30 protein-coding genes are annotated in these 24,931 nt (G+C 61.3%); 18 read left to right on the plus strand and 12 right to left on the minus strand.

Features of this window, described 5'->3' with window-relative positions; genetic code table 11:
* Positions 1–7: 7 nt before the first annotated feature.
* Genes GRI32_RS09705 through GRI32_RS09745 form a run of 9 tightly spaced genes read right to left on the minus strand, consistent with a single transcriptional unit; the run spans position 8 to position 3,198 of the window.
* Positions 8–265 (minus strand): hypothetical protein, encoded by a 258-nt coding sequence (locus GRI32_RS09705; protein WP_160591680.1) that lies wholly within the window; start codon positions 263–265, stop codon positions 8–10.
* Positions 262–555, minus strand: coding sequence for a hypothetical protein (locus GRI32_RS09710; RefSeq protein ID WP_160591682.1), 294 nt, complete (start codon positions 553–555; stop codon positions 262–264). Before GRI32_RS09710 ends, GRI32_RS09705 begins: the two co-directional genes overlap by 4 nt.
* Positions 555–896, minus strand: coding sequence for a hypothetical protein (locus tag GRI32_RS09715; RefSeq protein WP_160591684.1), 342 nt, complete (start codon positions 894–896; stop codon positions 555–557). The genes GRI32_RS09710 and GRI32_RS09715 overlap by 1 nt, the downstream gene beginning before the upstream one ends.
* On the minus strand, positions 896–1,195 hold the full coding sequence (locus GRI32_RS09720) for a hypothetical protein (protein ID WP_160591686.1): 300 nt from the start codon (positions 1,193–1,195) through the stop codon (positions 896–898). The genes GRI32_RS09715 and GRI32_RS09720 overlap by 1 nt, the downstream gene beginning before the upstream one ends.
* A gap of 23 nt (positions 1,196–1,218) precedes the next feature.
* Complete coding sequence (locus tag GRI32_RS09725; protein ID WP_160591688.1) at positions 1,219–1,512, minus strand: hypothetical protein; 294 nt, start codon at positions 1,510–1,512, stop codon at positions 1,219–1,221.
* 26 nt (positions 1,513–1,538) lie between these two features.
* Positions 1,539–1,916, minus strand: coding sequence for an envelope stress response membrane protein PspC (gene pspC / locus GRI32_RS09730; protein ID WP_160591690.1), 378 nt, complete (start codon positions 1,914–1,916; stop codon positions 1,539–1,541).
* Positions 1,913–2,209: an envelope stress response membrane protein PspB gene (gene pspB / locus GRI32_RS09735; RefSeq protein WP_160591691.1), complete on the minus strand. Its 297-nt coding sequence runs from the start codon at positions 2,207–2,209 to the stop codon at positions 1,913–1,915. Before pspB ends, pspC begins: the two co-directional genes overlap by 4 nt.
* A 3-nt stretch (positions 2,210–2,212) precedes the next feature.
* Positions 2,213–3,007, minus strand: coding sequence for a phage shock protein PspA (pspA, locus tag GRI32_RS09740; protein WP_202386032.1), 795 nt, complete (start codon positions 3,005–3,007; stop codon positions 2,213–2,215).
* A 35-nt stretch (positions 3,008–3,042) separates the two neighbouring features.
* Complete coding sequence (locus GRI32_RS09745; protein ID WP_160591692.1) at positions 3,043–3,198, minus strand: hypothetical protein; 156 nt, start codon at positions 3,196–3,198, stop codon at positions 3,043–3,045.
* 151 nt (positions 3,199–3,349) lie between these two features.
* Between GRI32_RS09745 and pspF the strand changes: the two genes are divergently transcribed.
* From pspF to GRI32_RS09815, 14 genes are all read left to right on the plus strand, one after another.
* Complete coding sequence (gene pspF, locus GRI32_RS09750) at positions 3,350–4,411, plus strand: phage shock protein operon transcriptional activator (RefSeq protein ID WP_160591694.1); 1,062 nt, start codon at positions 3,350–3,352, stop codon at positions 4,409–4,411.
* Between the two features lie 102 nt (positions 4,412–4,513).
* Positions 4,514–4,825 carry a hypothetical protein gene (locus GRI32_RS09755; RefSeq protein ID WP_160591696.1) on the plus strand — a complete coding sequence of 104 codons (312 nt, stop codon included), beginning with the start codon at positions 4,514–4,516 and terminating at the stop codon, positions 4,823–4,825.
* A gap of 317 nt (positions 4,826–5,142) precedes the next feature.
* A complete protein-coding gene (gene rimP, locus GRI32_RS09760; protein ID WP_160591698.1) occupies positions 5,143–5,703 on the plus strand; it encodes a ribosome maturation protein RimP in 561 nt (186 codons plus the stop codon).
* 8 nt (positions 5,704–5,711) lie between these two features.
* Positions 5,712–7,373 (plus strand): transcription termination factor NusA, encoded by a 1,662-nt coding sequence (gene nusA / locus GRI32_RS09765; protein WP_160591700.1) that lies wholly within the window; start codon positions 5,712–5,714, stop codon positions 7,371–7,373.
* Entirely contained in the window at positions 7,354–8,106 is a 753-nt protein-coding gene (locus tag GRI32_RS09770) for a DUF448 domain-containing protein (RefSeq protein ID WP_160591701.1), read from the plus strand. The genes nusA and GRI32_RS09770 overlap by 20 nt, the downstream gene beginning before the upstream one ends.
* A gap of 23 nt (positions 8,107–8,129) precedes the next feature.
* A complete protein-coding gene (gene infB, locus GRI32_RS09775) occupies positions 8,130–10,718 on the plus strand; it encodes a translation initiation factor IF-2 (protein WP_160591703.1) in 2,589 nt (862 codons plus the stop codon).
* A gap of 32 nt (positions 10,719–10,750) precedes the next feature.
* Entirely contained in the window at positions 10,751–11,290 is a 540-nt protein-coding gene (locus GRI32_RS09780) for a DUF1697 domain-containing protein (RefSeq protein ID WP_160591705.1), read from the plus strand.
* On the plus strand, positions 11,290–11,685 hold the full coding sequence (rbfA, locus tag GRI32_RS09785) for a 30S ribosome-binding factor RbfA (RefSeq protein ID WP_160591707.1): 396 nt from the start codon (positions 11,290–11,292) through the stop codon (positions 11,683–11,685). Before GRI32_RS09780 ends, rbfA begins: the two co-directional genes overlap by 1 nt.
* 5 nt (positions 11,686–11,690) lie before the next feature.
* The gene (locus GRI32_RS09790; RefSeq protein WP_160591709.1) at positions 11,691–12,275 is read left to right on the plus strand and encodes a thymidine kinase; all 585 of its coding nucleotides are present in this window, start codon (positions 11,691–11,693) and stop codon (positions 12,273–12,275) included.
* Positions 12,276–12,343: 68 nt separating this feature from the next.
* Positions 12,344–13,027: a site-2 protease family protein gene (locus GRI32_RS09795; RefSeq protein WP_160591711.1), complete on the plus strand. Its 684-nt coding sequence runs from the start codon at positions 12,344–12,346 to the stop codon at positions 13,025–13,027.
* The gene (gene truB, locus GRI32_RS09800) at positions 13,024–14,055 is read left to right on the plus strand and encodes a tRNA pseudouridine(55) synthase TruB (protein WP_160591715.1); all 1,032 of its coding nucleotides are present in this window, start codon (positions 13,024–13,026) and stop codon (positions 14,053–14,055) included. Before GRI32_RS09795 ends, truB begins: the two co-directional genes overlap by 4 nt.
* Before the next feature lie 5 nt (positions 14,056–14,060).
* Entirely contained in the window at positions 14,061–14,330 is a 270-nt protein-coding gene (gene rpsO / locus GRI32_RS09805; protein WP_160591717.1) for a 30S ribosomal protein S15, read from the plus strand.
* A gap of 170 nt (positions 14,331–14,500) precedes the next feature.
* Positions 14,501–16,843 (plus strand): polyribonucleotide nucleotidyltransferase, encoded by a 2,343-nt coding sequence (pnp, locus tag GRI32_RS09810; protein WP_160591719.1) that lies wholly within the window; start codon positions 14,501–14,503, stop codon positions 16,841–16,843.
* A gap of 72 nt (positions 16,844–16,915) precedes the next feature.
* On the plus strand, positions 16,916–17,596 hold the full coding sequence (locus GRI32_RS09815) for a spermidine synthase (protein ID WP_160591721.1): 681 nt from the start codon (positions 16,916–16,918) through the stop codon (positions 17,594–17,596).
* A 9-nt stretch (positions 17,597–17,605) separates the two neighbouring features.
* On the opposite strand, the gene GRI32_RS09820 is transcribed toward GRI32_RS09815, so the two are convergent.
* Positions 17,606–18,793 carry a GGDEF domain-containing protein gene (locus GRI32_RS09820; protein ID WP_160591723.1) on the minus strand — a complete coding sequence of 396 codons (1,188 nt, stop codon included), beginning with the start codon at positions 18,791–18,793 and terminating at the stop codon, positions 17,606–17,608.
* Between the two features lie 307 nt (positions 18,794–19,100).
* Here GRI32_RS09820 and GRI32_RS09825 point away from each other — a divergent pair, with 307 nt between their 5' ends.
* Positions 19,101–20,162, plus strand: coding sequence for a class I SAM-dependent methyltransferase (locus GRI32_RS09825; protein ID WP_160591725.1), 1,062 nt, complete (start codon positions 19,101–19,103; stop codon positions 20,160–20,162).
* 30 nt (positions 20,163–20,192) lie between these two features.
* On the opposite strand, the gene GRI32_RS09830 is transcribed toward GRI32_RS09825, so the two are convergent.
* Both GRI32_RS09830 and GRI32_RS09835 read right to left on the minus strand, forming a co-directional pair.
* Complete coding sequence (locus tag GRI32_RS09830) at positions 20,193–20,714, minus strand: DUF1993 domain-containing protein (protein WP_160591727.1); 522 nt, start codon at positions 20,712–20,714, stop codon at positions 20,193–20,195.
* Positions 20,715–20,727: 13 nt separating this feature from the next.
* A complete protein-coding gene (locus GRI32_RS09835) occupies positions 20,728–21,237 on the minus strand; it encodes a DUF1993 domain-containing protein (RefSeq protein ID WP_160591729.1) in 510 nt (169 codons plus the stop codon).
* Between the two features lie 110 nt (positions 21,238–21,347).
* Here GRI32_RS09835 and GRI32_RS09840 point away from each other — a divergent pair, with 110 nt between their 5' ends.
* The 3 genes from GRI32_RS09840 to GRI32_RS09850 all read left to right on the plus strand — a co-directional run bounded on the left by GRI32_RS09840 (position 21,348) and on the right by GRI32_RS09850 (position 24,593).
* Positions 21,348–22,295 (plus strand): SDR family oxidoreductase, encoded by a 948-nt coding sequence (locus GRI32_RS09840; RefSeq protein WP_160591732.1) that lies wholly within the window; start codon positions 21,348–21,350, stop codon positions 22,293–22,295.
* Position 22,296: 1 nt separating this feature from the next.
* On the plus strand, positions 22,297–23,664 hold the full coding sequence (locus GRI32_RS09845; protein ID WP_160591734.1) for an MFS transporter: 1,368 nt from the start codon (positions 22,297–22,299) through the stop codon (positions 23,662–23,664).
* 224 nt (positions 23,665–23,888) lie between these two features.
* Positions 23,889–24,593 (plus strand): helix-turn-helix transcriptional regulator, encoded by a 705-nt coding sequence (locus tag GRI32_RS09850; protein WP_160591736.1) that lies wholly within the window; start codon positions 23,889–23,891, stop codon positions 24,591–24,593.
* Positions 24,594–24,931: the final 338 nt, after the last annotated feature.

The following is a 24,931-nucleotide window of genomic DNA, read 5'->3' on the forward strand; positions in this document are numbered from 1 at the left end:
CCATCCCCTATTCGTCGCGCAGCCGATCAATTTCGGCGGACAGGCGCACAGTTTCATTTCCATCGGTGGCGATGCGTTCCAGCACCTTCACCCGTTCACGCAATTCGGTAAGTTCGGCGGCCATCTCACGCTCACGCGGGGATGGGCCGACAGGATTGCCCTGCTGGTCGGTGGCATAGCCGTTCAGGGCATTGTGCCGGCTGCGCAGCACGCTGCCGATGATTGTCATGCCAACGATGATGACAATGGCTGTCCAGAAGGTCACCGCGCAGTCTCCCTTTGAATCTCTACGCTGCTATCGGGAAGCCGCAGGTCCTCGATCTGGCGGGCGAGATCGGCATTGCCATCGGTGGCGATGCGTTCCAGCACGCGGATGCGCTCCTCCAGCTGCTCTGCCTTGGCGGCGCTGATGCCGGATTGCGGCGGCGCGTTGCGCAGTTCCATCTCGCGCTCCTTGTAGCGGATGTGCCGTTTGATAACTCCGCCAAGCGTGGTCATCACAATCGAGACGAGGATGATGACGAAGATGAACGCCAGGATCATGTTGATATCCATCAGTTCACCTCGTCACTGTCGCGCAGGCGGTCAATCTGGTGGGTCAGCTGGAAGCCGCTATCGGTAACGATGCGCTCCACATTCGCCATGCGTTCCTTCATGGAACTGACTTCGGCGCGCAGGGCGGCGTTTTCCTGTGTCAGCAGGCGCACGCGCTCCATGCTTTCAGAGGACATGTCGGGCTTGAGGGATTGGCCCCACATGCCTTCCAGCGGATAGCCATTCCTGATCTTGAGCTTGGTGTTGTGGACCGATGCCCACACCCCGGCGAGTGCGATCGCGATGCCGCCGCCGATTACCCAGGGAACGAAGCCAAGCCAGGCTGCAATTTCCGGATCCATCAGTTTGTCTCCTGTCGATCGCGCAGAGCTTCGATCTTGCGCGCGGTGTCATAACCTTCATCGGTGACGATGCGTTCGAGCACGGCGAGGCGGTCCTCGGCGTTTTCCAGCCGTTCGGTCAGCACGCGGTTGGTCTCCAGCAGACGCTGTGCCTCGCCATTGTTCGACTTCTCGATCCGGCCTCCAGCGCCGTCGTCCAGCGGATAACCATGCTTGACGCGGATCCATGTGCTGATCAGCCATGCCCCCATCGACAAGCCAACGATTGCCACCACGAAGCTGGGATCGCCAAAACTCATCTCAATTCCCTTCCGTCTAACTTTCAGATGGCTGCGTTTTCAGCCTGCAGCCGCCGGTTCTCGACCTGGCGGTTATCGCGCAGGGCCTCGATCTGGCGGGCGGTGTCATATCCCTGGTCGGTCACGATCCGCTCCAGCACGCGCACCCGCTGCTCCAGTTCCTGCACATGGCTGGCATATTGCGCAGCGCGTTCGGCGGTGTTTTCGGCAGTGGCGCTCATGCGCATCTGCTCAACCTTTTCACGGTGCTTCATCCAGATCGCAAACAGCGGGATGGACATGCCCATGATCGGGATCAGAAGTGCCAGATTACCCATTGTTCAGTTTCCCCCAAAGTGCGTGGTCAGCGCAGCCGTTCGATCTCTGCCGAAAGGCGCGGATTGCTGGTGACATAGTACTGCTCCACATCGGCCAGGCGGCGGTCCACATCGCGGAACTGCGCGCGGATTTCGCGTGCGGTGCGCTTGGGAGACTGGCGGACGCCCTGCCAGTATTTCTGCTCCTGATCGTCACGGTACAGATGCGGCGGCTTCTTGTTCAGCAGCAGGCCGGCCAGGAAATAGAGCGGGATGAACCAACCGGCGGTCAGCCCGATCATCATCAGCGCGCCCAGGCGAACCCACAGCGAGTTGACCCCGGTGTAGTCGGCAATCCCGGCGCAGACGCCCATCAGCTTGGCATTGTGCTTGTCGCGATAAAGTGTGGTGCGGGGCGTGTTCACTTCTGCGTTCCTTTCTTCTCGGCGAGCAGTTCTTCCAGCTCGCGCAGCGGTGCATTGTCGATTTCGCGGTCATGCATGATGCGGGCGGTCTTGAAGTCGGGATTGTCCGCGGAAACCAGCCGCTCGACCGTATCCATCCGTTCATCCAGACGCTTGGCCAGCTGATAGAGTTCGTCCAGCAGCGATTCGTCGTCCGAGGTGATGGACCCTGATGTCTTCCACTTGGTGATGTAGTGGAGGATCAGCCAGGGAAGCCCGATCACGACCACCGGTATGATGAATACTTCTTCCATGACTTATCCCTCCTGCTTCTTGTCTTCGTTGCCCTTGCCCAGGGCGCGCTTCATCTCAGCCAGTTCGTCATCGATCTTGTCGCCACCTTCCAGCGCGGCGAATTCATCGGCCAGGCTGGGGGTGCTGTTGGAAATGCCAAGCGCATCGGCGCGGCCTTCGGCATAATCGACGCGGCGTTCGAGCTGGTCGAACCGGCTCAGCGCCTCGTCCACCCGCTCATTGGTCATCAGGCTGCGCAGCTTGACGCGGTTCTCGGCGCTTTCCAGCCGGGCCGCGATCTGGCTCTGCCGGCTGCGGGCTTCGCGCAGGCGGTTCTGCAGCTTGTGAATATCCTGCTCGTACGCACGCAGCGCATCATCCAGCACGGCGATTTCCTGCTTGAGCTGGTCGGCCATGTCGCTGGCCTTCTTCTTTTCCAGCAGGGCTGCCCGGGCCAGATCCTCACGATCCTTCGACAGGGCCAGCTGTGCCTTTTCCGACCAGTCGGACTGGAGCTTGTCCAGCTTCACCGTGTGACGGTGCATTTCCTTCTGGTCGGCAATGGTGCGCGCTGCACTGGCGCGCACTTCGACCAGCGTTTCCTCCATTTCCAGGATGATCATGCGGATCATCTTGGAGGGGTCGTCTGCCTGATCGAGCAATTCGTTGAAATTGGCCGCGATGATGTCTCGGGTACGCGAAAAAATGCCCATCCAGTTTCCTCCGGCTGATAGCGAATTGCGGGTTGGCGTGGGGCTGGTGCGCAGACGCTCTATCTCGCGGTCAATACGCGAGGCGGCGTTGTCGTCCCGGCCCATGCCAATCGGGGTCAGGGGGTTGCGATTGTCTTCGTTCACGCCAGTTCAACCAGTGGCACGGCAACCAGCATCAGGTGCGATGTAACACCCTCTTGTTGCGCGATTGCGAAAAAGTTGAAGGCGATCATCGCGGCGATGCTCACCAGCGCGGCGGCGCCGGTTTTGCTGGCAAGAAAGCGTTGATCGAACATGAATTCCTCCTGATTTCCAAGTTACCCTCAACATTGCAAAGGGCGTGCCAATTTGCGCAATCGCGCGGAAATCAGGCTGTTTTGCTGCGGCATGGCTGGATGAATATGGGATGTATTGCCAAGCATTGGCGAAATTTGCTATATCTTGGTTGTGGAAAGAGACAGCCAGTTTATCGGCCAGTCAGGGGCCTTCCTTGATGCGGTCGAACGCGCCAGTCGGGCAGCGCCGATGGCGCGGCCAGTCCTTGTCATCGGAGAGCGGGGAACGGGCAAGGAATTGATTGCCGAGCGCCTGCATCGCCTGTCCAACCGCTGGGAAGAACCGCTGGTCACGCTCAATTGTGCGGCCTTGCCCGAAACGCTGATCGAAGCCGAACTGTTCGGCCATGAGGCGGGCGCTTTCACCGGTGCCACCCGGGCGCGCGAGGGTCGTTTTGAGGAGGCGCACCGCGGGACCTTGTTCCTGGACGAACTGGCCACCTTGTCGATGGGGGCGCAGGAGCGGCTGTTGCGCGCCGTCGAATATGGTGAAGTTACCCGCATCGGATCATCGCGGCCGATCCGTGTCGATGTGCGCATCGTCGCGGCCACGAACGAGGATTTGCCGCGGTTGGCGAGGGAGGGGCGCTTTCGTCCCGACCTGCTCGACCGGCTCAGTTTCGAAGTCATCACGCTTCCGCCGCTGCGTGTGCGCGAAGGCGATATCGAGGTGCTGGCGGATTATTTCGGGCGCCGCATGGCCGCTGAACTGGGCTGGGAGGAATGGCCCGGTTTCGCCGAGCATGTGGCCGAGGCGCTGGAGACCCACAGCTGGCCGGGCAATGTGCGCGAATTGCGCAATGCAGTGGAGCGCGCGGTTTACCGGTGGGATGACTGGTCAGAGCCGATTGCCCACATGGTATTCGATCCCTTTGATTCGCCGTGGAAACCTTCGCCCCAGTCCCAGGCACTGGACAATCTGGCACCGCAACACCGGGCACATGACAGCGCGCCTGCACGCGCCCATGCTTCAACGGATTTCGATTCCATCGATGATCTGCGCGGGGCTGTGGACCTGCACGAAAAGGCGATTTTGCAGCATGCACTCGGCCGCCACAGGTGGAACCAGCGCCAGACTGCCAAGGCGCTCGGCCTGTCCTATGACCAGTTGCGCCATTGTCTGAAAAAGCACGGCATCACCAATAGTCCAGCCGATCAGGGGACTGATGGTTAACGATCAACTACGTGCAATTGGTTACCATCCATAAAACTTTGAGTTAACGGGCAGGTAAGGGGGGCATGGTATCAAACTTTCGGATTCAGGGGAGTTTCTACTATGTTTTCATTCGCACGCTATATCGTCAGGCACAAAGTCGGTGCCGTTGCTGTTTGTGCTATCGCGGTCTTCGTGATGACGCCGAATGGTGAAGAAGAGCAGGAGCAATCCAACAGTCCGTGGTCTGTCCAGCAGAGCTCGGTCCAGGTTGCTCAGGCCGATGAGTCGAGCTTTGTTGACGATATCGTCAGTGAAGCATCCGGCTACCTCGAAGAAGCTGGTATCGGCAATCCGCTGGAAGAAGCCGACGCAGCGGTTAACCGCTTCGAGGATACGGCAGCGGCCATGAATCAGGTGAACGGCGGGTCCTGACCTGCCCTTGCTTTCGGCTGCCGCCACGGGGAGGCAGCGGTCGATTGCATGTTCATACCGGCGCCTGCGGGCGCATAAGTGGGCGGACTGGCAGATAGTGCCAGGTCCGCCCACGTCACATCGGGTCTATTCGCGGCCCCGCCTGTCTGATGCGCGAAAGCCGATGCACTGCCGAACGCGCTTGCAAAATATCCCGACTGCGACTAACTGACGCATCAATCCCGACATTGTGATTACAAAGCCGTGATGCTGGCGCCGCAAGGGGCCGGCCAAATCCGCTTTGTCACATTGTTCGACTAGACCGCCGCTGGAGTTTTATGGCCGATATTGCGCGCCTGACCGATCTGATCGCCCACGAAGCCGAAACGCTCGGCTTTGAGCTCGTGCGCGTTCGGTTGATGGGCACGGGTGAGAATCGGACCCTGCAGGTCATGGCGGAAGATCCCGCCACCGGGCAGATGATCATGGAACAATGCGCCCAGCTTTCGCGCGCCATTTCCGCCAAGATCGATACGATTGAGGAAAGCGGCGAGGAGCTGGTCGAAGGGGCATATATGCTGGAAGTCGGCAGCCCCGGTATCGACCGCCCTCTGGTTCGCCCCAAGGATTACGCCAATTGGGCCGGGCATGACGCCAAGATATCGCTGGTGGAAAAAGTGGACGACCGTCGCAGGCTGGTCGGCCCGATCATTGGCATCGAAGGCGATGTTGTCACGATTGATGACAAGGATTCCGGTGCGGTTACCGTGCGGTTGGAAAACATTCATGCGGCGCAACTGGTCCTGACTGACCGGCTGATCGCCGCCACCCAGCCGCTCGACAGCTCGGGCGCGGACGAAATCGAAGAAGCAAACGAAAACGAAGAAGAAAAGGCTTAAGCGAAAAAATGGCCACCCCCATTTCCGCCAATAAGGCAGAACTGCTTGCGATCGCCACGGCTGTCGCTTCGGAAAAGATGATCGACAAGTCGATCGTTATCGAGGCGATGGAAGAAGCGATCCAGAAAAGCGCGCGCAGCCGTTACGGCGCGGAGAACGATATCCGCGCCAAGCTCGATCCGCTGACCGGCGATCTGCGCCTGTGGCGCGTGGTCGAAGTGGTCGAGGAAGTGGAAGACTACTTCAAGCAGGTCGATCTCAAGCAGGCCGAAAAGCTCCAGCCCGGCGCGCAGGTGGGTGACTTCATCGTCGATCCGCTGCCCCCGGTGGACCTGGGCCGCATTGATGCGCAGAGCGCCAAGCAGGTGATCTTCCAGAAGGTCCGCGATGCCGAGCGTGAGCGTCAGTATGAAGAATTCAAGGACCGCGCCGGCGAAGTCATCACCGGGGTGATCAAGTCGGTCGAATTCGGCCATGTGATCGTCAACCTTGGCCGTGCCGAAGGTGTGATCCGCCGTGACCAGCAGATACCGCGTGAGGCTGCCCGCGTGGGTGAGCGCGTGCGTGCGCTGATCCTGAAGGTGGAGCGCAACAATCGCGGTCCGCAGATCTTCCTGTCACGCGCCCATCCCGAATTCATGAAGAAGCTGTTCGCGCAGGAAGTGCCCGAAATCTATGACGGCATCATCGAAATCAAGGCCGCTGCCCGCGATCCGGGCAGCCGCGCCAAGATCGGCGTGATCAGCCACGATTCCAGCATCGATCCGGTCGGCGCCTGCGTCGGCATGAAGGGCAGCCGCGTTCAGGCGGTGGTGCAGGAATTGCAGGGCGAGAAGATCGACATCATCCCCTGGTCCGAAGATACCGCCACTTTCGTGGTCAACGCGTTGCAGCCGGCTACGGTCAGCCGCGTGGTGCTGGACGAGGACGAAAGCCGCATCGAAGTGGTTGTTCCCGATGATCAGCTCTCGCTCGCCATTGGCCGCCGCGGACAGAACGTTCGCCTGGCCAGCCAGCTGACGGAAAGCCAGATCGACATCATGACCGAGGAAGAAGCCTCGGAGAAGCGCAGCAAGGAATTTGCCGAGCGTTCCAAGATGTTCGAGGAAGAGCTGGACGTGGACGAGACACTCTCTCAGCTGCTGGTGGCCGAAGGCTTCGCCGAGCTGGAGGAAGTCGCATACGTCGACCTCGCCGAACTGGCCGCGATCGAAGGTTTCGACGATGAGCTGGCTGAAGAGCTCCAGAGCCGTGCCACCGAAGCGCTCGAGCGGCAGGAAGAGGTGCACCGCGCCACCCGCCGCGAACTGGGCGTGGAAGATGCGCTGGCCGAAATCCCGCACCTGACAGAGGAAATGCTGGTGGTGCTGGGCAGGGCCGGAATCAAGACGCTGGACGATCTGGCCGATCTGGCCACCGATGAGCTGATTGCCAAGAAGCGCGAAGCACCGCGCCGCCGACAGAATGCCGATGGGCCTCCGCTGCGCCGTTCGCAGCGCCAGGAGGACAAGGGCGGCGTTCTGGGCAGCTATGGTCTGAGCGAAGAGCAGGGCAATGAGATCATCATGGCCGCTCGTGCGCACTGGTTCGAGGATGAGGAAAAGGCAGCTCCTGCTGCCAAGGCCGAAGCCCAAGCAGAGGAGGCCGCTGATGCGGAATCCTCACAATGAGCCGCTAGGTTCCGACAGAACCGGAAAGCGCGGCGGGGGCAAGGAAGCTCCTGAACGGCGCTGCATTCTGACCGGCAGGACCGCCTGCCGCGATGAACTGCTGCGTCTGGCGATCTCTCCTCCCAACGCGCAAGGTATCTGCGATGTCCTGCCCGATGCGCTGGCGCGTGCGCCGGGGCGCGGGGCATGGATCGGTGTGAGCCGGGCCGAATTGCAGCAGGCAATGGACAAGGGCCAGCTCAAGGCTGCCCTGGCGCGGTCCTTCCGCGATGGAAAGCTGGCGATCCCGCAAGATTTGCCTGTCCTACTCGAAAATGCGCTGCGACGTGCGGTTTTGGAGAGGCTGGGCCTCGAAATGCGCGCAGGACGGCTTATCTTGGGTTCTGACAGGATTTCCAACGAAGCGCGGATGGGCAAGGTCGCCGCGCTTTACCATGCCAGTGACGCCAGCGAGGATGGATCGAAAAAGCTCGATCAGGCCTGGCGGGTGGGAATGGATGCGGAAGGCAGCGGCGAGACTGGCGACAGGCTGCCACTGGACCGCATGGCCTTGTCTGTGGCATTGGGCCGCGACAATGTCGTCCATCTGGCGCTGGCCGATCGCGCATCGGCTGAGCGGGTCCTGATTCCGCTACGGCGTTTGCAGGCCTTTTTGGGGGCTGGTGACGAAGCCGGCAACAGCAGTGACGGCGCAGCTGGTGAAGCTGCGCACGAACCTGCGACGACTGATTGATTTTGAAGGAAAAGTTTAGGCGTATGAGCGATAGTGAAGAAACACCGAAGCGTAGCCGCAAACCATTGGGGCTGAAGCATTCGGTCGATGCGGGAGAGGTCAAGCAGACCTTCAGCCACGGTCGCACCAACAAGGTTGCGGTCGAGGTGAAGCGTCGTCGCAAGCTGACCAAGCCCGGCTCCGCTCCTGCAGAGGATGCGGCGCCCGCGCCTGCGCCTGCTCCCGAACCAGCGCCCGCGCCCGCTCCGGCACCTGCTCCGGTTGCCAAGAAGGCTCCGGCCAAGAAGATTCCAGCCGGGGAAACTCCGCAGGAACGCGTCGCCCGCCTGCAGCGCGAGGCCGAAGAAGATCGCCTGCGCCAGTCCGAGGAATCGCGTCGCCGCGAGGAAGAGGCCAAGGCCAAGGCTGCCGAAGAGGAAAAGCGCCGCGCCGATGATAATCGCAAGGCCGAGGTTGAGGCCGTCAAGCAGCGCGAGAGCGATGCCGAGGTTGCCAAGGAAACTGCCGCTCAGGAAGAGACGGCAGTGCAGGAAACCGAGGCTGAGCCAGCCGAAGCTGGTGCCGAGGCCGGATCACCCCCGCCCGCACCGCGCAGGTTTACGCCCGTTGCCCGTCCCGAACCCAAGCGCCCTGAGAAGAAGCAGGATCGCAAGGCTGCAGGCAAGGGCAGCGGCGGCGGTGGTGGCGGCAGCGGTGCTGGCGTCAGCGAGCGTGACAAGCGCCGCGGCGGCAAGCTGACCGTCAACCGCGCGCTCAACGAAGATGAAGGCGCTCGCGCCCGTTCGCTCGCCGCGCTCAAGCGTGCGCGTGAAAAGGAACGCCGGGCCCATTCCGGCGGCACGTCCAAGCCGCGTGAAAAGCAGGTGCGCGAAGTTGTCGTGCCCGAAGCGATCACGGTGCAGGAACTGGCCAACCGCATGGCTGAAAAGGGTGCCGACCTGGTCAAATCCCTGTTCAACATGGGCATGATGGTCACCGTCAACCAGACGATCGATCAGGATACGGCGGAATTGCTGGTCGAGGAATTTGGCCACAACATCCAGCGCGTGTCCGAAAGCGATATCGACATCGTCCACGATGTCGAAACCGATCCGGAAGAAACACTGGTGGAACGCCCGCCTGTCGTCACCATCATGGGCCACGTGGATCACGGCAAGACCAGCCTGCTGGATGCCTTGCGCGGTGCCAATGTGGTGAAGGGCGAAGCTGGCGGTATCACCCAGCATATCGGCGCCTATCAGATCACCACCAAGGACGGCAAGAAGATCACCTTCCTCGATACGCCGGGCCACTCTGCCTTTTCAGAGATGCGCGCGCGCGGTGCCAATGTCACCGATATCGTGATCCTGGTGGTCGCCGCTGACGATGGCATCATGCCGCAGACGATTGAGGCGATCAATCACACCAAGGCTGCCGGCGTGCCGATGATCGTGGCGATCAACAAGATCGACAAGCCCGAAGCCGATGCCAAGAAGGTGCGTGAGCGCCTGCTGGAGCATGAAGTTGTGGTGGAGGACATGTCCGGCGATGTGCAGGACGTCGAAATCTCCGCCAAGAAGGGCACCGGCCTGGATGAGCTGATCGAAAAGATCCTGCTGCAGGCAGAACTGCTGGAGCTGAAGGCCCGTCCGGACCGCGATGCCGAAGCCACCGTGATCGAAGCACAACTGGACAAGGGCCGCGGCCCCGTGGCCACCGTGCTGGTCAATCGCGGCACGCTGAAGCGCGGCGACACTTTCGTTGTCGGCACGCAGAGCGGCCGTGTGCGCGCACTGGTTGATGACCAGGGCAAGCAGATCAAGGAAGCCGGCCCGTCAATGCCGGTGGAAGTGCTGGGCCTTGGCGGCGTTCCTGCCGCGGGTGACGTGCTGACCGTGGTCGAGAATGAACAGCGCGCCCGCGAAGTGGCGCAATATCGCAAGGAAAAGGCGACAGAAAAGCGTACCGCGCTCGCCCCGACCAATTTCGACACGATGTTCAGCAGCCTGCAGAGTGATGTGGTCGAATTCCCCGTGCTGGTGAAAGCCGACGTGCAGGGATCGGTAGAGGCGATCGTTACCGCGCTGCACAACCTTTCCAACGATCTCATCAAGGTCCGCGTTCTGAATGCGGGCGTGGGTGCGATCACCGAAAGCGACGTGACCCTGGCAGCAGCATCGAAGGCGCCGATCATCGGCTTTAACGTGCGTCCCAATGCCAAGGCGCGTGACCTGATCAAGCGCGATGGCGTGGTGATGAAGTATCACGATGTGATCTATCACCTGACCGATGAGATCGCCAAGGAGATGGCTGGCGAGCTTGGCCCGGAGAAGATCGAACACGTTGTCGGCCGCGCCGATGTCAAGGAAGTGTTCAAGTCCGGCAAGAAGGACAAGGCGGCTGGTCTGCTGGTTGTCGAAGGCGTTATCCGCAAGGGCCTCCACGCCCGTCTCACGCGCGACGACGTCATCGTATCGGCCACCACCATCGCCTCGCTGCGGCGCTTCAAGGATGATGTGGATGAAGTCCGCACCGGCCTGGAATGCGGCGTGGTGCTGGAAGACACGAATGACATCCAGCCGGGTGACAGCCTCGAAGTGTTCGAGATCGAGCTGCGCGAACGGGTGCTTTAATAGTCCTGCGTCCAAGGAGGGCGGCATACTGAATGGAAAGGTACGTCGCCTTCTTCGCAGCCATGAATGTCGGTGGAAACCGGCTGAAGATGGAAGATCTGCGCGAGGCGCTGGAGCGTGAGGACCTGGAGGATATCGAGACCGTTGTCGCCAGCGGCAACGTGTTGTTCTCCTATGATGAACGGCCCACCGAAGGCCTGAGCGAAATGCTCGCGTGGATCGTGAAGGAGCACTTTGGCTTTGAAACCTTTGCCGCCGTGCGCAATGCGGCTGAGGTGCGCAGTGCCATTGCCGACAATCCCTTTGCGGCTGACGGGCAGGACAATCAGGTCCACACATTGTTTCTGGAAAAGCAGGCCGATCCGGCGCAATTTCAGGTGATGCTGGCAGGTTATGAAGGACGCGGGCGCGAAAGGATCGCCATCGGGGATCGCTGCCTCTATATCGATTTTGTCGATGGCGTGGGCAGCTCCCGGCTGACCAGCGCCTTCATGGAGCGCAAGCTCGATTGCCGCGGCACGGCGCGCAACATGCGCAGCCTGCAACGCATATTGGACAAGTTGGAAGAGTAATGCCCAAGCACTCCGCCCCCGAAGACCAGTCCGTCCGCCTGCTCAAGGTGGGTGAGCGCGTACGCCATATCCTGTCTGAACTGTTGGCCCGGCAGGAAGTGCATGATGAAGTGCTTACCGCCCATGCCGTCAGCGTCACCGAAGTGCGCATGTCGCCCGATCTGCGCAATGCCAAGGTCTATGTGAAGCCGCTGCTGGGCGAGGATGAGGCGGTGGTCATCAAGGCCCTGCAGGTCAACACCGCGTTCTTCCAGCGCGAAGTGGCCAAGCGCCTGGGCCTGAAATTCGCGCCCAAGCTGCGCTTCATGGAAGACGAAAGCTTTGATGAGGCGGGGCGGATCGAGCAGCTGCTGCGCGATCCCAAGGTCTCCCGCGATCTGGGTGAGGATGACTAGGCCAGATGGCCAAGCTCTATTTCTACTTCGCCAGCATGAATGCCGGCAAATCCACCACCCTGTTGCAGGCTGATTTCAACTACCGCGAACGCGGCATGGCCACCATGCTGTGGACCGCCAGCCTCGATACCAGATCGCAGGGCATGCCCATTTCCAGCCGTATCGGGCTGGAGGCGGAGGCGCATCGCTATCACCCCGCGACCGATTTCTGGACCGAAGTGGGTGAGCAGCACACGGCCACCCCGCTCTCGTGCATAATGGTGGATGAGGCGCAGTTCCTCGCCCCCGATCAGGTGTGGCAACTGGCCCGCGTGGCGGATGAGGCGGGTATCCCGGTGCTGTGCTACGGCCTGCGGACGGATTTCAAGGGGGCGCTGTTCCCCGGCTCCGCCGCATTGCTGGGCATTGCCGATGCGCTGGAGGAGCTGAAGGCCGTGTGCCACTGCGGGCGCAAGGCCACCATGAACCTGCGCGTGGATGAAGCGGGCCGGCCAGTGGGCGAGGGCGCGCAGACCGAAATCGGCGGGAATGAGCGCTATCTCGCGCTGTGCCGCCGCCATTTTGCGCAGGCGCTGGGGATATATAGCTAAGCGCTGTTTAATCGCCCGGGTCTTTACCTGTGGCGCAGCAGTCCCCATCTGCTAACCCGCAAGCCCATATGACAGACACAATCATTCAGATCCTGCTGCTGGTGCCCGCGTTGATCGTGGCCATCGTCTTTCACGAAGTTGCCCATGGTTATGTGGCGATGTTGCTGGGCGATCCCACGGCCAAGGAACGCAGGCGTCTCAGCCTCAATCCGCTGCGCCATGTGGACCCCATTGGCACGCTGCTGGTGCCCGGCGCCATGCTGCTGGCAGGCGGACCGGCGTTCGGCTGGGCCAAGCCGGTTCCCGTAATCAAGGAGAGGCTCGACAATCCGCGCTTCGGAATGATGGCGGTGGCTGCTGCCGGGCCGGGGACCAACCTGCTGCTGGCACTGGTGGGCGCTATTGCGCTGGGCCTGTTTGCTCCCAAGCTGGGGCTGGGGATGAACGGGGAGGCGGGATATGGCGCGCAGGCGCTGTTCTACTTCATCCTCATCAACATCTTCCTGGCGGTGTTCAACATGCTGCCGATCCCGCCATTTGATGGGTCGCATATTGTCGAGGGTCTTCTGCCCCCCAGCTGGGGTGAGACCTACAACCGGCTGCGGCCCTTTGGCATGATGTTCTTCTTCGCGCTGGTCGCCAGCGTGTGGTTCTTCCCGCAGCTGGGCATTCTGGAGAACACCGTCGGTGTGCCGGTGAACTGGCTGCTGGAGAAATACCTCGGTCTGGCCGAGGCGATTTCGGGCCTGTGACACGTGAGGCAGGGACACGCGCGCCGCCCAATGGCTGGCTGATCCTGGACAAGCCGCACGGGCTTGGCTCGACACAGGCCGTGGGCGCGGTGAAGCGCAATTTGCGTCAGGCCGGATATGCAAAGGTCAAGGTGGGCCACGGCGGCACTCTCGATCCGCTGGCCGAAGGCGTGCTGCCGATTGCGCTGGGCGAGGCGACCAAGCTGGCCGGGCGCATGCTGGAATCGGACAAGATCTACGAATTCACCCTGGCATTTGGTGAAGAGACCTCCACCCTCGATGCGCAGGGCGATGTGGTGACGACATCGGAACGCCGCCCGCCGCTGGCTGCCGTTGCTGCCATCTGCGAGCACTTCACTGGTGAGATCGAACAGGTTCCGCCGGCCTATTCCGCGCTGAAGGTGGACGGCAGGCGTGCCTATGACCTGGCCCGCGCGGGCGAGGAAGTGGAGCTGAAGACGCGCCGCGTCACCATTCATTCGCTTGGCCTGGCCGGGGGAAGGGCGGAAGGATTTGCCGGGGGAGGGCAGAGCGATGCGGTCACGTCCGCCTTTGCTACCACTGCGGGACGGCCCGATCCCTATGACCCTTCCATGCCGCTGGAACTGGCGGATAGCGTCACGCTGGTGGCACATGTCAGCAAGGGCACCTATATAAGATCCCTGGCGCGCGACATTGCTCATGCGCTGGGTACGGTGGGCCATGTGACCTATCTGCGCCGCACAAAGGCCGGTCCGTTCAGTGAAGATCAGGCGATTTCGCTGGACAAACTGAACGAAATCGGTAACGGCGCGCGACTTGAAGACCACCTCCTGCCGCTGGAGGCGGGGCTGGACGGTATCCCGGCCCTTCCCCTCGATCCGGAAAGCGCGCAGGCGGCCCGACAGGGCCGGGTCATTTCCGGATTGCCCCAACCAGACGGGCTCTATCTTGCGAAGCTGGCCGATGTGCCAGTCGCGCTGATCGAGATTACGTCCGGGACGACCAAAATCGTCAGGGGTTTCAACATGCAAGATACTGCGGAGTAATGGTAATGTCGGTAACTGCCGAAGAAAAAGCTGGAATCATCAAGGACAACGCCGTTGGCAAGGGCGACACCGGTTCGCCGGAAGTACAGGTCGCGATCCTGACCCAGCGTATCCGCAACCTCACCGATCACTTCAAGGCCCACCACAAGGATAACCATTCGCGTCGTGGCCTGCTGAAGATGGTCAACAAGCGTCGCAGCCTGCTCGCCTATCTCAAGAGCCAGGATGTGGAACGCTACAACACGCTGATCCAGAAACTGGGCCTGCGTAAGTAAGACTTTCGATGGGGCGGCTCCAAGGGGCCGCCCTTTCACTTTATCAGGTTTCCTTCGCAATTCGGTGAAGGGGCCTAGGGGCGTTCAAAAGGCCCTGAACCGGACCGGGACGGTATCCCCGGCAGAAAACCCCGCCTGGCAATAGGGCCTTGCGGGTTCGAAGGATAAATATGTTCGACACGAAAACTGTATCGCTGGAGTGGGGCGGCAAAACCCTCACTCTGGAAACGGGCCGTATTGCCCGCCAGGCCGATGGCGCCGTTTTGGCGACCTATGGCGAAACCGTGGTGCTGTGCGCAGTAACCGCAGCCAAGAAGGTGAAGGAAGGCCAGGATTTCTTCCCGCTGACCGTTCACTATCAGGAAAAATTCTCTGCTGCCGGCCGTATCCCGGGTGGTTTCTTCAAGCGTGAGCGCGGTGCGACCGAAAAGGAAACGCTGACCAGCCGCCTGATCGACCGTCCGATCCGCCCGCTGTTCCCGGAAGGTTTCTACAACGAAATCAACGTGATCTGTCAGGTCCTCTCCTATGATGGTGAGACCGAAGCCGATATGGTGGCGATGATTGCGGCATCTGCTGCGCTGACCATTTCGGGCGTGCCCTTCATGGGCCCGATCGGCGCCTGCCGCGTCGGCTATCGCAATGGCGAATATGAACTCAACCCCAGCCTGAATGTCGCCCTGGACGAAGAGGGCCGGCTCGACCTGGTCGTCGCCGCCACGCAGGACGCGGTGATGATGGTTGAATCCGAAGCCAAGGAACTGACCGAGGAAGAAATGCTCGGCGCCGTGATGTTCGCGCATGACGAGGCCCGCAAGGTCATCGGTGCGATCATCCAGCTGGCCGAACAGTCTGCCAAGGCTCCGTGGGAAATCGACAGCTCGGACGACAAGGCTGCGATGAAGGAAGAACTTCGCGGCATCGTGGGTGCGGATATTGCCGCTGCCTACAAGCTGACCGACAAGTCTGCCCGCTCCGAAGCGCTCAACGCTGCACGCGCCAAGGCCAAGGATCATTATGCCGGTGCCGATGGGCAGACGCAGATGACCGCCGGCAAGCTGGTGAAGAAGCTGGAAGCCGATATCGTGCGTACCGCCATCCTCGAAGATGGCCAGCGTATCGATGGCCGCAAGCTGGACGAAGTCCGTCCGATCGAAAGCATGGTCGGCTTCCTGCCGCGCACGCATGGTTCGGCGCTGTTCACGCGCGGTGAAACGCAGGCGATCTGCACCACCACGCTGGGCACCAAGGAATCCGAGCAGATGATCGACGGGCTGGAAGGCCTGACCTACACCAGCTTCATGCTGCACTATAACTTCCCGCCCTATTCGGTCGGTGAAGTGGGCCGCTTTGGTGCTCCGGGTCGCCGCGAAATCGGCCACGGCAAGCTGGCATGGCGTGCGCTGCACCCTGTGCTGCCTAGCCGTGAAGACTTCCCCTATACGATCCGCATCCTGTCCGACATCACCGAGTCCAACGGCTCGTCCTCGATGGCGACGATCTGCGGTGGCTGTCTGTCGATGATGGATGCCGGCGTTCCGATCGATCGCCCGGTTTCCGGCATCGCGATGGGCCTGATCCTGGAAGGTGACAAGTTCGCCGTGCTGTCCGACATTCTGGGTGATGAAGATCACCTGGGTGACATGGACTTCAAGGTGGCTGGTACCGAAAACGGCATCACCACCATGCAGATGGACATCAAGGTTGCCGGCATCACGCAGGAAATCATGGGCAAGGCGCTGGAGCAGGCGAAGGCCGGTCGTGCGCATATTCTTGCCGAGATGAACAAGGCGCTGGGTTCTGCCCGCACCGAGCTTTCCGCGCATGCCCCGCGCATCGTGACCATGCAGATCGACAAGGCCAAGATCCGTGACGTTATCGGCACGGGCGGCAAGGTCATCCGCGAGATCGTGGCTGAAACCGGCGCCAAGGTCGATATCGATGACGAAGGCCTGATCAAGATCAGCTCCTCCGACAATGCCCAGATCGAAGCCGCAAAGGCCTGGATCGAAGGCATCGTGGAAGAGGCCGAAGTGGGCAAGATCTACAACGGCAAGGTCGTCAACATCGTCGATTTCGGCGCATTCGTGAACTTCATGGGTGGCAAGGACGGTCTCGTCCACGTGTCCGAAATGCGCAACGAGCGTGTCGAGAAGGTCAGCGATGTCGTGACCGAAGGCCAGGAAGTTAAGGTCAAGGTTCTCGAGATCGATCCGCGCGGCAAGGTTCGCCTGTCGATGCGCGTTGTCGATCAGGAAACCGGTGAAGAGCTGGAAGACAGCCGTCCCCCGCGTGAAAAGCGTGAAGGCGGCGGTGATCGTGATCGTGGTCCGCGCAGCGGCGGTGGCGATCGTCGCCCCCGTGGCGGCGGTGATCGTGGTGGCCGCGGTGGCGATCGCGGCGGCAATCGTGATCGTGGACCGCGCCGTGATGGCGGCAGCGACAACGGTGGCGGTGACAATGGCGGTGGCAGCGGCCCCGACCATATGCCCGCCTTCCTCAAGGACGACTAAGGCCGACAAGGTCTGACGTGAGAGGGCCGCGAGCGATCGCGGCCCTTTTGCATTTCAGCAGGAGACTTGCAGATGCTTCCCAGAATTCACCTGGCCACGGCGCAGATCCCGGGCGGAGAGACGCTGGAGCTGGTTTCGCACGGGCGCGATTTCATCGTCATGCTCGGCCGTAACGAGCTGATGGGCACGCGCATGCAGTTTTCCGAGGAGCAACTGGCGCAGCTGACGCTGGACCGCGTGGCCGCCCCGCAGCCGCGCATATTGATCGGCGGCTATGGCCTGGGCTTCACCCTGCGTGCGGCGCTTTCCCGTCTGGGGCCGAAGGCGCAGGTGGTGGTGGCCGAACTGGTGCCCGAAATCATCGAATGGGCGCGCGGGCCCATGGCCGAACTGACGGGCGATTGCCTGGACGATCCGCGCCTGAAGCTGGAAATGGGCGATGTCGCCGCGCTGATCGATGATGCAGCCGATGGCACCATCGATAAATTCGATGCGATCCTGCTCGATGTCGACAACGGGCCGGACGCCATCGTCCGCTCCGAGAATACGCGGCTCTACTCCTTTCCCGGCCTGCGCGCGGCCAAGGCTGCCCTCAACCCTGGCGGCGTGTTTGCCGTATGGTCAGCCGCCACGGATGAGCGTTTCACGCACCGCCTGCGCAAGGCTGGTTTTGAGGTTGAGGTGCGCTCGGAGCGTGCTCGCCCCAACAACAAGGGGCCGCGGCATACCATCTGGTTTGCCACCGTGGGCTGAAGTGCCTGTTCAGCCTACGGCGAGGCGGGGGGAGTTGCTTTCAACGATCTGCGAGCCGAGCTTTTTCTCTTCGCGGACAAGCGCTGCCTGCACGCAGTTGCGGCCCGCACGCTTGGCCTGGTAAAGCGCAGCATCGGCCATGGCGACCAGATCGGCCGGACCGTTGGAGGTTTCAGGAACGCTGGCCACGCCGAAAGACGCGCTGATTGCGGCGCCGTGCGAACCGCTCAGCGCCTCCACTGCGGCCCGCAAGAACTCCGCGCGGCCCGTAGCTTCGTCGAGTGAGCATTTGGGCAGGATCACGAGGATTTCCTCACCACCATAGCGGCACACCACGTCGGACGGGCGCAGACCTCCGACCAGCTGGCCCGCCACATCGCGCAACACCGCGTCGCCCTTGGCATGACCGTGCTTGTCGTTGAGCGCCTTGAAATGGTCTAGATCGATCATGATTGCCGAAGTCGCATCGCCATCGCGCTCCGCCATGGAGAGGTAGCGTTCGAGCGAATCTTCCATGTAACGGCGGTTGTAAAGCCCGGTCAGCGGATCGCGCAGGCTCTGCGTGCGCAGCTTCTCGCGCAGGGCAATGTTGGACAGCGCCAGCGACATGGAATCGGCCAGTGCGCGGGCGATGCGCGAATTGTCCTTGAGCTGCTCCTTGCCATTCGTATCAGCAGGACAGCCAAACATCAGCAGGCCGTGGATCGTTCCACGCGCCACCATCGGCACTTCGATGGTGGCGTCCGTTCCCACGTGATGGGTGCAGCAAAGGCTGCCCGCCTTCATGTCATTGACATGGACCTTGCCACGCTTGAGCGCCCAGCAATTGGACGGCAGCAGCGCATCGGCGGGATCGAATTCGCCATCGTGCCCCCAGCACTTGGCCAGATCGAGGCGGTCACGGGAATTGTTGAACACATAAAGCGCGCCGGAAAATGACGGCAGCAGGCTGCGGCTGGTTGCTTCAAGGACTGCGCCTGCATCCTCATGGTTTTCGGCGCTTTGGAGCATGTCGGTCATGGCGAACAGCTCTTCGACCTGCTGGCGCGATTTGCGCGCCTGAATGGTCAGATAGCGGTGCTGCTCAATCTGCAGGCCGCTGCGGTGCCCCAGAAGGCGCGAAATGATAAACTGGATGGCAACAAGCGTGAAGGTTCCGACCAGTAGAAGCAACTGAGTGATCCCGACCGTAGTCATGGCCAGCACCAGCATAATCGCCGCTACGCCCTGCAATGAAAACAAGGCAGTGCGAAACTGCCCTGTCCGCATTCCAATGCTCTGCGCGTCTTCCAAGCTGGTCATGTCCCTCACCCAATTACCCTGTCCGTGCAATTACCGAGAAGGGGTAAAATAATTATCAATCATATATCATTTTTCGGCGCTTTTACTTGAGTTTGTCTTGGGCCGCGCAAATCGGGCAATCGCATTCCGAAAGGCGGCCGGAATGTGTTAGGTCTGGCCCATGTGAAATGTGATCACACTGATAAGCACTTGGGAGAGCGACATGAGCGAGCAGATCGACATGGCAAAAGTCGAAGCAATGGCAGGCAAGGTAATCGGCGATGTGGCAGGCGCAGTCAGCCTGTTCATGGCCTATATGGGGGACCAGGCGGGTGTGTTCGAGGCGATGGACGGCGAAGGCCCGATGACCTGCGAACAACTGGCCGCCAGGACCGGCATGAACGCCAAATACCTGCACGAATGGCTCGGCTCGATTGCCGCCGCCGGATATGTCGATTTCGACCCTGTTGCGGAGACTTTCGAACTTACCCCCGAACAGGCGCTGATCTTCACGCGCGAGGGCCAGCCCGCCTGCATGCAGGGCTTCATCCAGGCGATTGTGGCGCAATATGAAATGCACGCGGAAGCGGTGGAGACCTTCAAATCGGGCGAGGGGCGGCCGTGGTCGGATCACTCGCAATGCCTCTTCTGCGGCACTGATCGGTTCTTCCGTCCCGGCTATGCGGCCAATCTGGTGGACAGCTGGATCCCGGCGCTTGGCGGCGTGAAGGAGAAGCTGGAGGCGGGCGCCAAGGTGGCCGATATTGGCTGCGGCCACGGATCATCCACCGTGCTGATGGCCAAGGCCTTCCCCAATTCCACCTTCCACGGCTTCGATTTCCATGCCCCCTCGATAGAGCAGGCGCGCGCGCAGGCCGCCGAAGCGGGTGTTGCCAATGTGGAATTCAGCGTGGCGAAGGCGCAGGATTATCCGGGCGAAGATTTTGATTTTGCATGTATTTTCGATGCGCTGCACGACATGGGTGACCCCGTCGGCGCTGCCCGCCATATCCGCGATACGCTGAAGGATGATGGCACGTTCATGCTGGTCGAACCGATGGCGGGAGACAGCATGGGAGAGAACATGCACGTCATCGGGCAGATCTTCTACGGCTTCTCCTGCATGGTCTGCACGCCCGCCTCACTGGCGCAGGATGTGGGGCTGGGACTGGGCGCACAGGCGGGGCAGAAACGCCTGACACAGGTGCTGAAAGAAGCAGGCTTCAACACTGTGAAGCGCGCGGCGGAAACGCCCACCAACATGGTGCTGGAAGTTACGGGCTGACCTGAGGCGGGGGCGGCAGGCCCCCGCCGCTCAGCCTTCCATCCGCATCTTGCCGATGTAGTCCATCTTGCCGATCGCCATGCCCTGATTGCGCAGGATGGCGTAGGCGGTGGTGGTGTGGAAATAATAGTTGGGCTGGCTGAAGCTGAGCAGGAAATTCTCTGCCGTAAAGGGCCATTTCGTCTCGCCGAATTCGAAACGCATCGGCTTGCCTGTAAGTGCATCGACCTCCGCCCGATCCAGCGCTTCGAGATAGGCCAGCGCCTCTTCCAGTCGTTCCTGCAAGCCGGCAAAGCTTTCCGGATGCGGGGACAGGTCGGGAGAGAACACGCCCTTGAACGCGCCTTCCAGCGCGCCCTGGCTGTGCATGGCGCAGGCCCGCAGCTGGCGGTTGAAGGGGAACATGTCAGGCGCCAGGCTCGCGGCCATCATCTCGGCCTCCTCCTTGCCATTGGTCGCGGCAAATTCCTCGGCCTTGCCCAGCCAGCCGATGGTGCCGCGCAGGGTCTGGAGATAGCTGGGAACGACGGCGTCATAGAGAGAAAATGTCATTGGCCGGGTCCTTTCAGCGCTTCAGCCGCATCCGGCCAAGATAGTCCAGCTTGCCCACGGCCACGCCCTTGGCGCGCAGGATGTCATAGGCGGTGGTGGCGTGGAAATAGAAGTTGGGCTGGCTGAATGTGAGCAGGAAATCTTCGGCGGTAAAATCCAGTCGCCGCTCGCCAATTTCAAAGCGCATGTCCTTGCCGATGAAGTCTTCCATCTCCTCTTCGGTCAGGTCGTTCAGATAGCTCTCGGCCTCTTCCAGCTGGTCGCGCAAGCCGGAAATGGAGGATGGCGGCTCGCTGAAATCGGGCGAGAACACGCCCGCGCGCAGGCCCTCAATCGCGCCCATCGAATGCACGGACATGCTTTTGACCTGATAGGCGAAGGGCAGCATGTCATCGATCAGCCGGGCGTCCAGCACTTCGGCTTCCGAAAGCGCGCTGGCTTGCGCCTTGTCCAGCCAGCCCCTGGCCGCGCCAATGATTTGCAGGGTGGATGGGATGGTGGCGGCGTAAAGGGAAATGGGCATGGCACGCTCCGGACTTCGTCTGGCTGATCAGCCGTGAGGCAACTCCATAGACGCGGGCGCAAGCCTCTGCCACACAAAGCACGAGGAAAAGGGATTTCGGGGAGGAATCATTGGAGAATCTGACGGGCAAGGTCGCCTTTATCACTGGCGGTGCCAGCGGTATCGGCCTGGGCATGGCAAAGGCCTTTCTGGCTGAAGGCATGAAGGTTGCGCTGGCAGACTGGAGCGATGACCACATCGCCAAGGCCAGGGCCGAGCTTTCGGGCAATAATGCGGTGTTCTTCGTCAAGGCGAATGTTGCCGACCGCACCAGCCTGAAGGCGGCGGTGGACCAGACGCTGGAGCATTTCGGCAAGATCCACGTGCTGTGCAACAATGCCGGGGTCAACGGCGGCGGCACGGCTGCCAGTCCCGATTTCGATGCCTGGGACAAGGCTATCGCGGTCAATCTGGGCGGTGTGGTGAACGGCACCAAGATCGTTGCGCCGATCATTCGCGAACAGGGCGAGGGCGGGCATATCGTCAACACCAGTTCGATGGCGGGGATGGTCCCGCTGCCCGGCCTGGCGGCCTATTCGACGGCAAAATATGCCGTCCGCGGTTTCTCTGAAAGCCTGCGCATCCAGCTGGCGGAAAAGGGCATTGGCGTATCCTGCCTGTTCCCCGGCGCGACGCGCACGGCGCTGGTCCCGCTGCCAGAGGACGATCCCACCATTGACGAGGGAAACGCCCCGCAATTCCTGAAGGACCTGTGGGACGCGATGCGCGGTGCCATCGATCCCGAAGATACCGGCCGCGCGGTGGTGGAAGCGATCAAGGAAAACCGTTTCTACATCTTCACCAACCGCGAATTCCTAGATGAAGTGAAGCAGCGCCACCGTGAGATCGAGGACGCCTTCCCAAGTGACGAGGCAACGCCGGGCAGGCTGAAATTCGAAGGCATGCGCGCGGATATGGTGCGCAACCTGATGGCCCCGGGCAACCGGCCGGTGCCAAAGGAGAACAAGGAAGACATGGCGCTCGACCTTGGCTCCAAATCACCTGCGGGAGGACAGTAGAATGGCCAGCCAGACCCCACCCGTTCCACAGGCGCCGATGTCCTTTATCGATGCGCTCAATCGATCTCCGATGCGGACATTCCAGTTCGTGACCGTGGCGATCTGCATGCTGGTGCTGGTGTGCGACGGCATAGACCTGCAATTGCTGGGCATTGTCGCCCCGCTGGTGATGGAGGACTTCGGCGTCGATCGCAGTACCTTTGGCATTGCCATGATGACCGCCCTGATCGGCTTTGGCATCGGATCATGGGGCGGCGGCTATCTGGGAGATGTCATCGGCAGGCGCTACACACTGGCGATTGCCGCGCTGGTCTTCTCGCTCGCCACCATTGGCGCAGGCGGCGCGGACGGGGTGTGGTCGATGGCCTTCTGGCGGCTGATTGGCGGGCTTGGTTTCGGCGGCGCCTATGCCAATGCGCTGGCGATGGCGGGTGAATGGCTTTCCGATCGCTGGCGACCTGTGGTCGTCAGCACGCTTTCCGTCGGCACGCCGGTGGGCGGCACTATCGTCGGCTGGCTTGGGCCAGACCTTGCCGCAGCCAATGGCTGGGGCGGCGCATTCGTTATTTTCGGGTTGGCGACAATGGCGCTGGTGGTGGTCATCCTGGTCGGCATGCGGGACAGTCCATCCTACCTGCTGTCGCGGGGCAAGATCGATCAGGCGCGCAGGAATGCCGCACTGGTGCTGGACGATCAGGTGGAACTGGTTGCCGAAACGCATGATACCGATGGCAAGGATGGCAAATCGATCGGTGTCCTGCACGCCAGCAACAAGCGCATGAACATAGGCATCGGGGTGGCTTTTGCGGGGGCGGCGATGGTCGCCTATTCGATCCTAAGCTGGTCGACCACATTCCTGACCGCAGCCGGCTTCACGCTGGACGATGCGGGCGAAGCGGTTGCCATTGGCGGCATAACGTCGATGATCGGATCGATCCTGGTGGGCCTGCTGATCCGCCGCTTCGGATCGCGCATCGTGATGATCTGCCTCAGCGTGTCGCTGGTGGGCCTGATGATCGCCCTGGGGCTGGCGGTGGAGGCTCTTCCCGCTGCGCCCGATGCAGGAGAGCGCCTGCTGGTGGTATCGCTGATCGGGGCATCGGGCGCGGTGTTCAGCGCCAGCATTGCCGGCATGTATGTGGTGATGACTGCCGGCTATCCGCAAAGCTGCCGGTCTGCGGGCATTGGCTTTGGCATCTTCATGAGCCGGGTGGGCGCTGTTGCCGCAACCGGCCTGGGCGGAACGCTGCTGCAACTTGGCGGGCAGAGCGTGATTCCCTTCTTTACCGTTCTGACGCTGAGCGCCATCCTGATCCTGGCTGCGGCGTTCGTGGTCGATCGTCACGTGCCGCCATTGGCCCAGAGTTGACTGGGAGTTGATTGGAAGCTGACCTGCAAGCACCTTGCGCAGGAGTTCTCGAAGTGGCATTTGTAATATTCGTTCGGAATGACGTAGGAAAATAGCCGCGTTGTTTCCGATGAAAGCAGTTCCTGACTTGGGGAAGGGGCATGCAATTGGACGCGGAGGATTTCCCGCGAAGGCTGAGGGCTGTCGCAGATAGCCCGGATGTTGTGTCGATACGGCGCAATACTATGCATGCGCTCGAACTGTTTGGTATTTCAACTGCATATTACGTTGCGCCGATTACCGGCGACGCTCGCGTCAGCCGCATCGTCACCAATATTGGCTTGCCGTGGATATGGGAGCGCCAGTACCGCGCGCGCCTGCACCTGATCGACCCTTTGCCGCGCATTGCCATAGACAGGCTTGAGGCCTTCGTGTGGCCAGACCAGCTGGGCGATGAGAAACTGTCTCCCAAGGAACGCCGCTACCTCTCGATAGCTGCGAAATACGGTCTGGCGCGCGGAGTGGCGGTGGCCTGTTTCGGCCCGAACGGGCGCAGTGGCTTCCTGGGGGCAGTGCTGTCCAAGGATGCGCCCACGCCCGATGGGATCGCGCTGATGCGCATCCATTCGCTGGGCCAGACCTCAATCCAGCGCTATTGCAGGCTTGTGCCCAGGACCGTCACGATCCCGGCATTGTCCAATCGGGAGCTGGAAGTCCTGCACTGGATCGGACAGGGCAAGAGCAATTCGGTAATCGCGGAACTGCTTGAAATTTCGCCCTCTTCGGTGGACGTCTATGTCCGCAGGCTGTTCGCCAAGCTTGATGTTTCTGACCGGACGATGGCGGCGGTCAAAGCGCTCTCACTCGGCATGATCATCTCGGGCGATTACACCAAGATGCTGAAGGATGCGGCCCAGTTGCAGCCTCCCGGAGGTTCGTCGCTCGATTGATGCCTGCCCCGGCGCTGCCGGACTGCACAGATACTGTAGTAACTAACCCTGTCGGGCAATCACGTTACATGCGCAACTTTATGGAGCGGCTTATAGGCTCTCCAGAGATCACGCGACGGCTCTTCGGGTCGCGTCGAAAGACTTGTCGTGATCTCGGCGTCCTGGACCCCAAGCCGGGGCGCCTTAGTTTCCCTTATCGTGCGGCTTCGTGCCCAATCTCCTCCCCCCTCCTGAGAGGCGCGGAGCTGCACGGTATTTTCCGGATCGGTTTGTACGGATTCGGCGCCGAGGCGTGCCCGCGCGTTTGTCCTACCTCACGCGCGGGCCGCCAAACGGCT

This window comes from Alteraurantiacibacter aestuarii (assembly GCF_009827405.1).
Taxonomy (GTDB): Bacteria; Pseudomonadota; Alphaproteobacteria; order Sphingomonadales; family Sphingomonadaceae; genus Alteraurantiacibacter; species Alteraurantiacibacter aestuarii.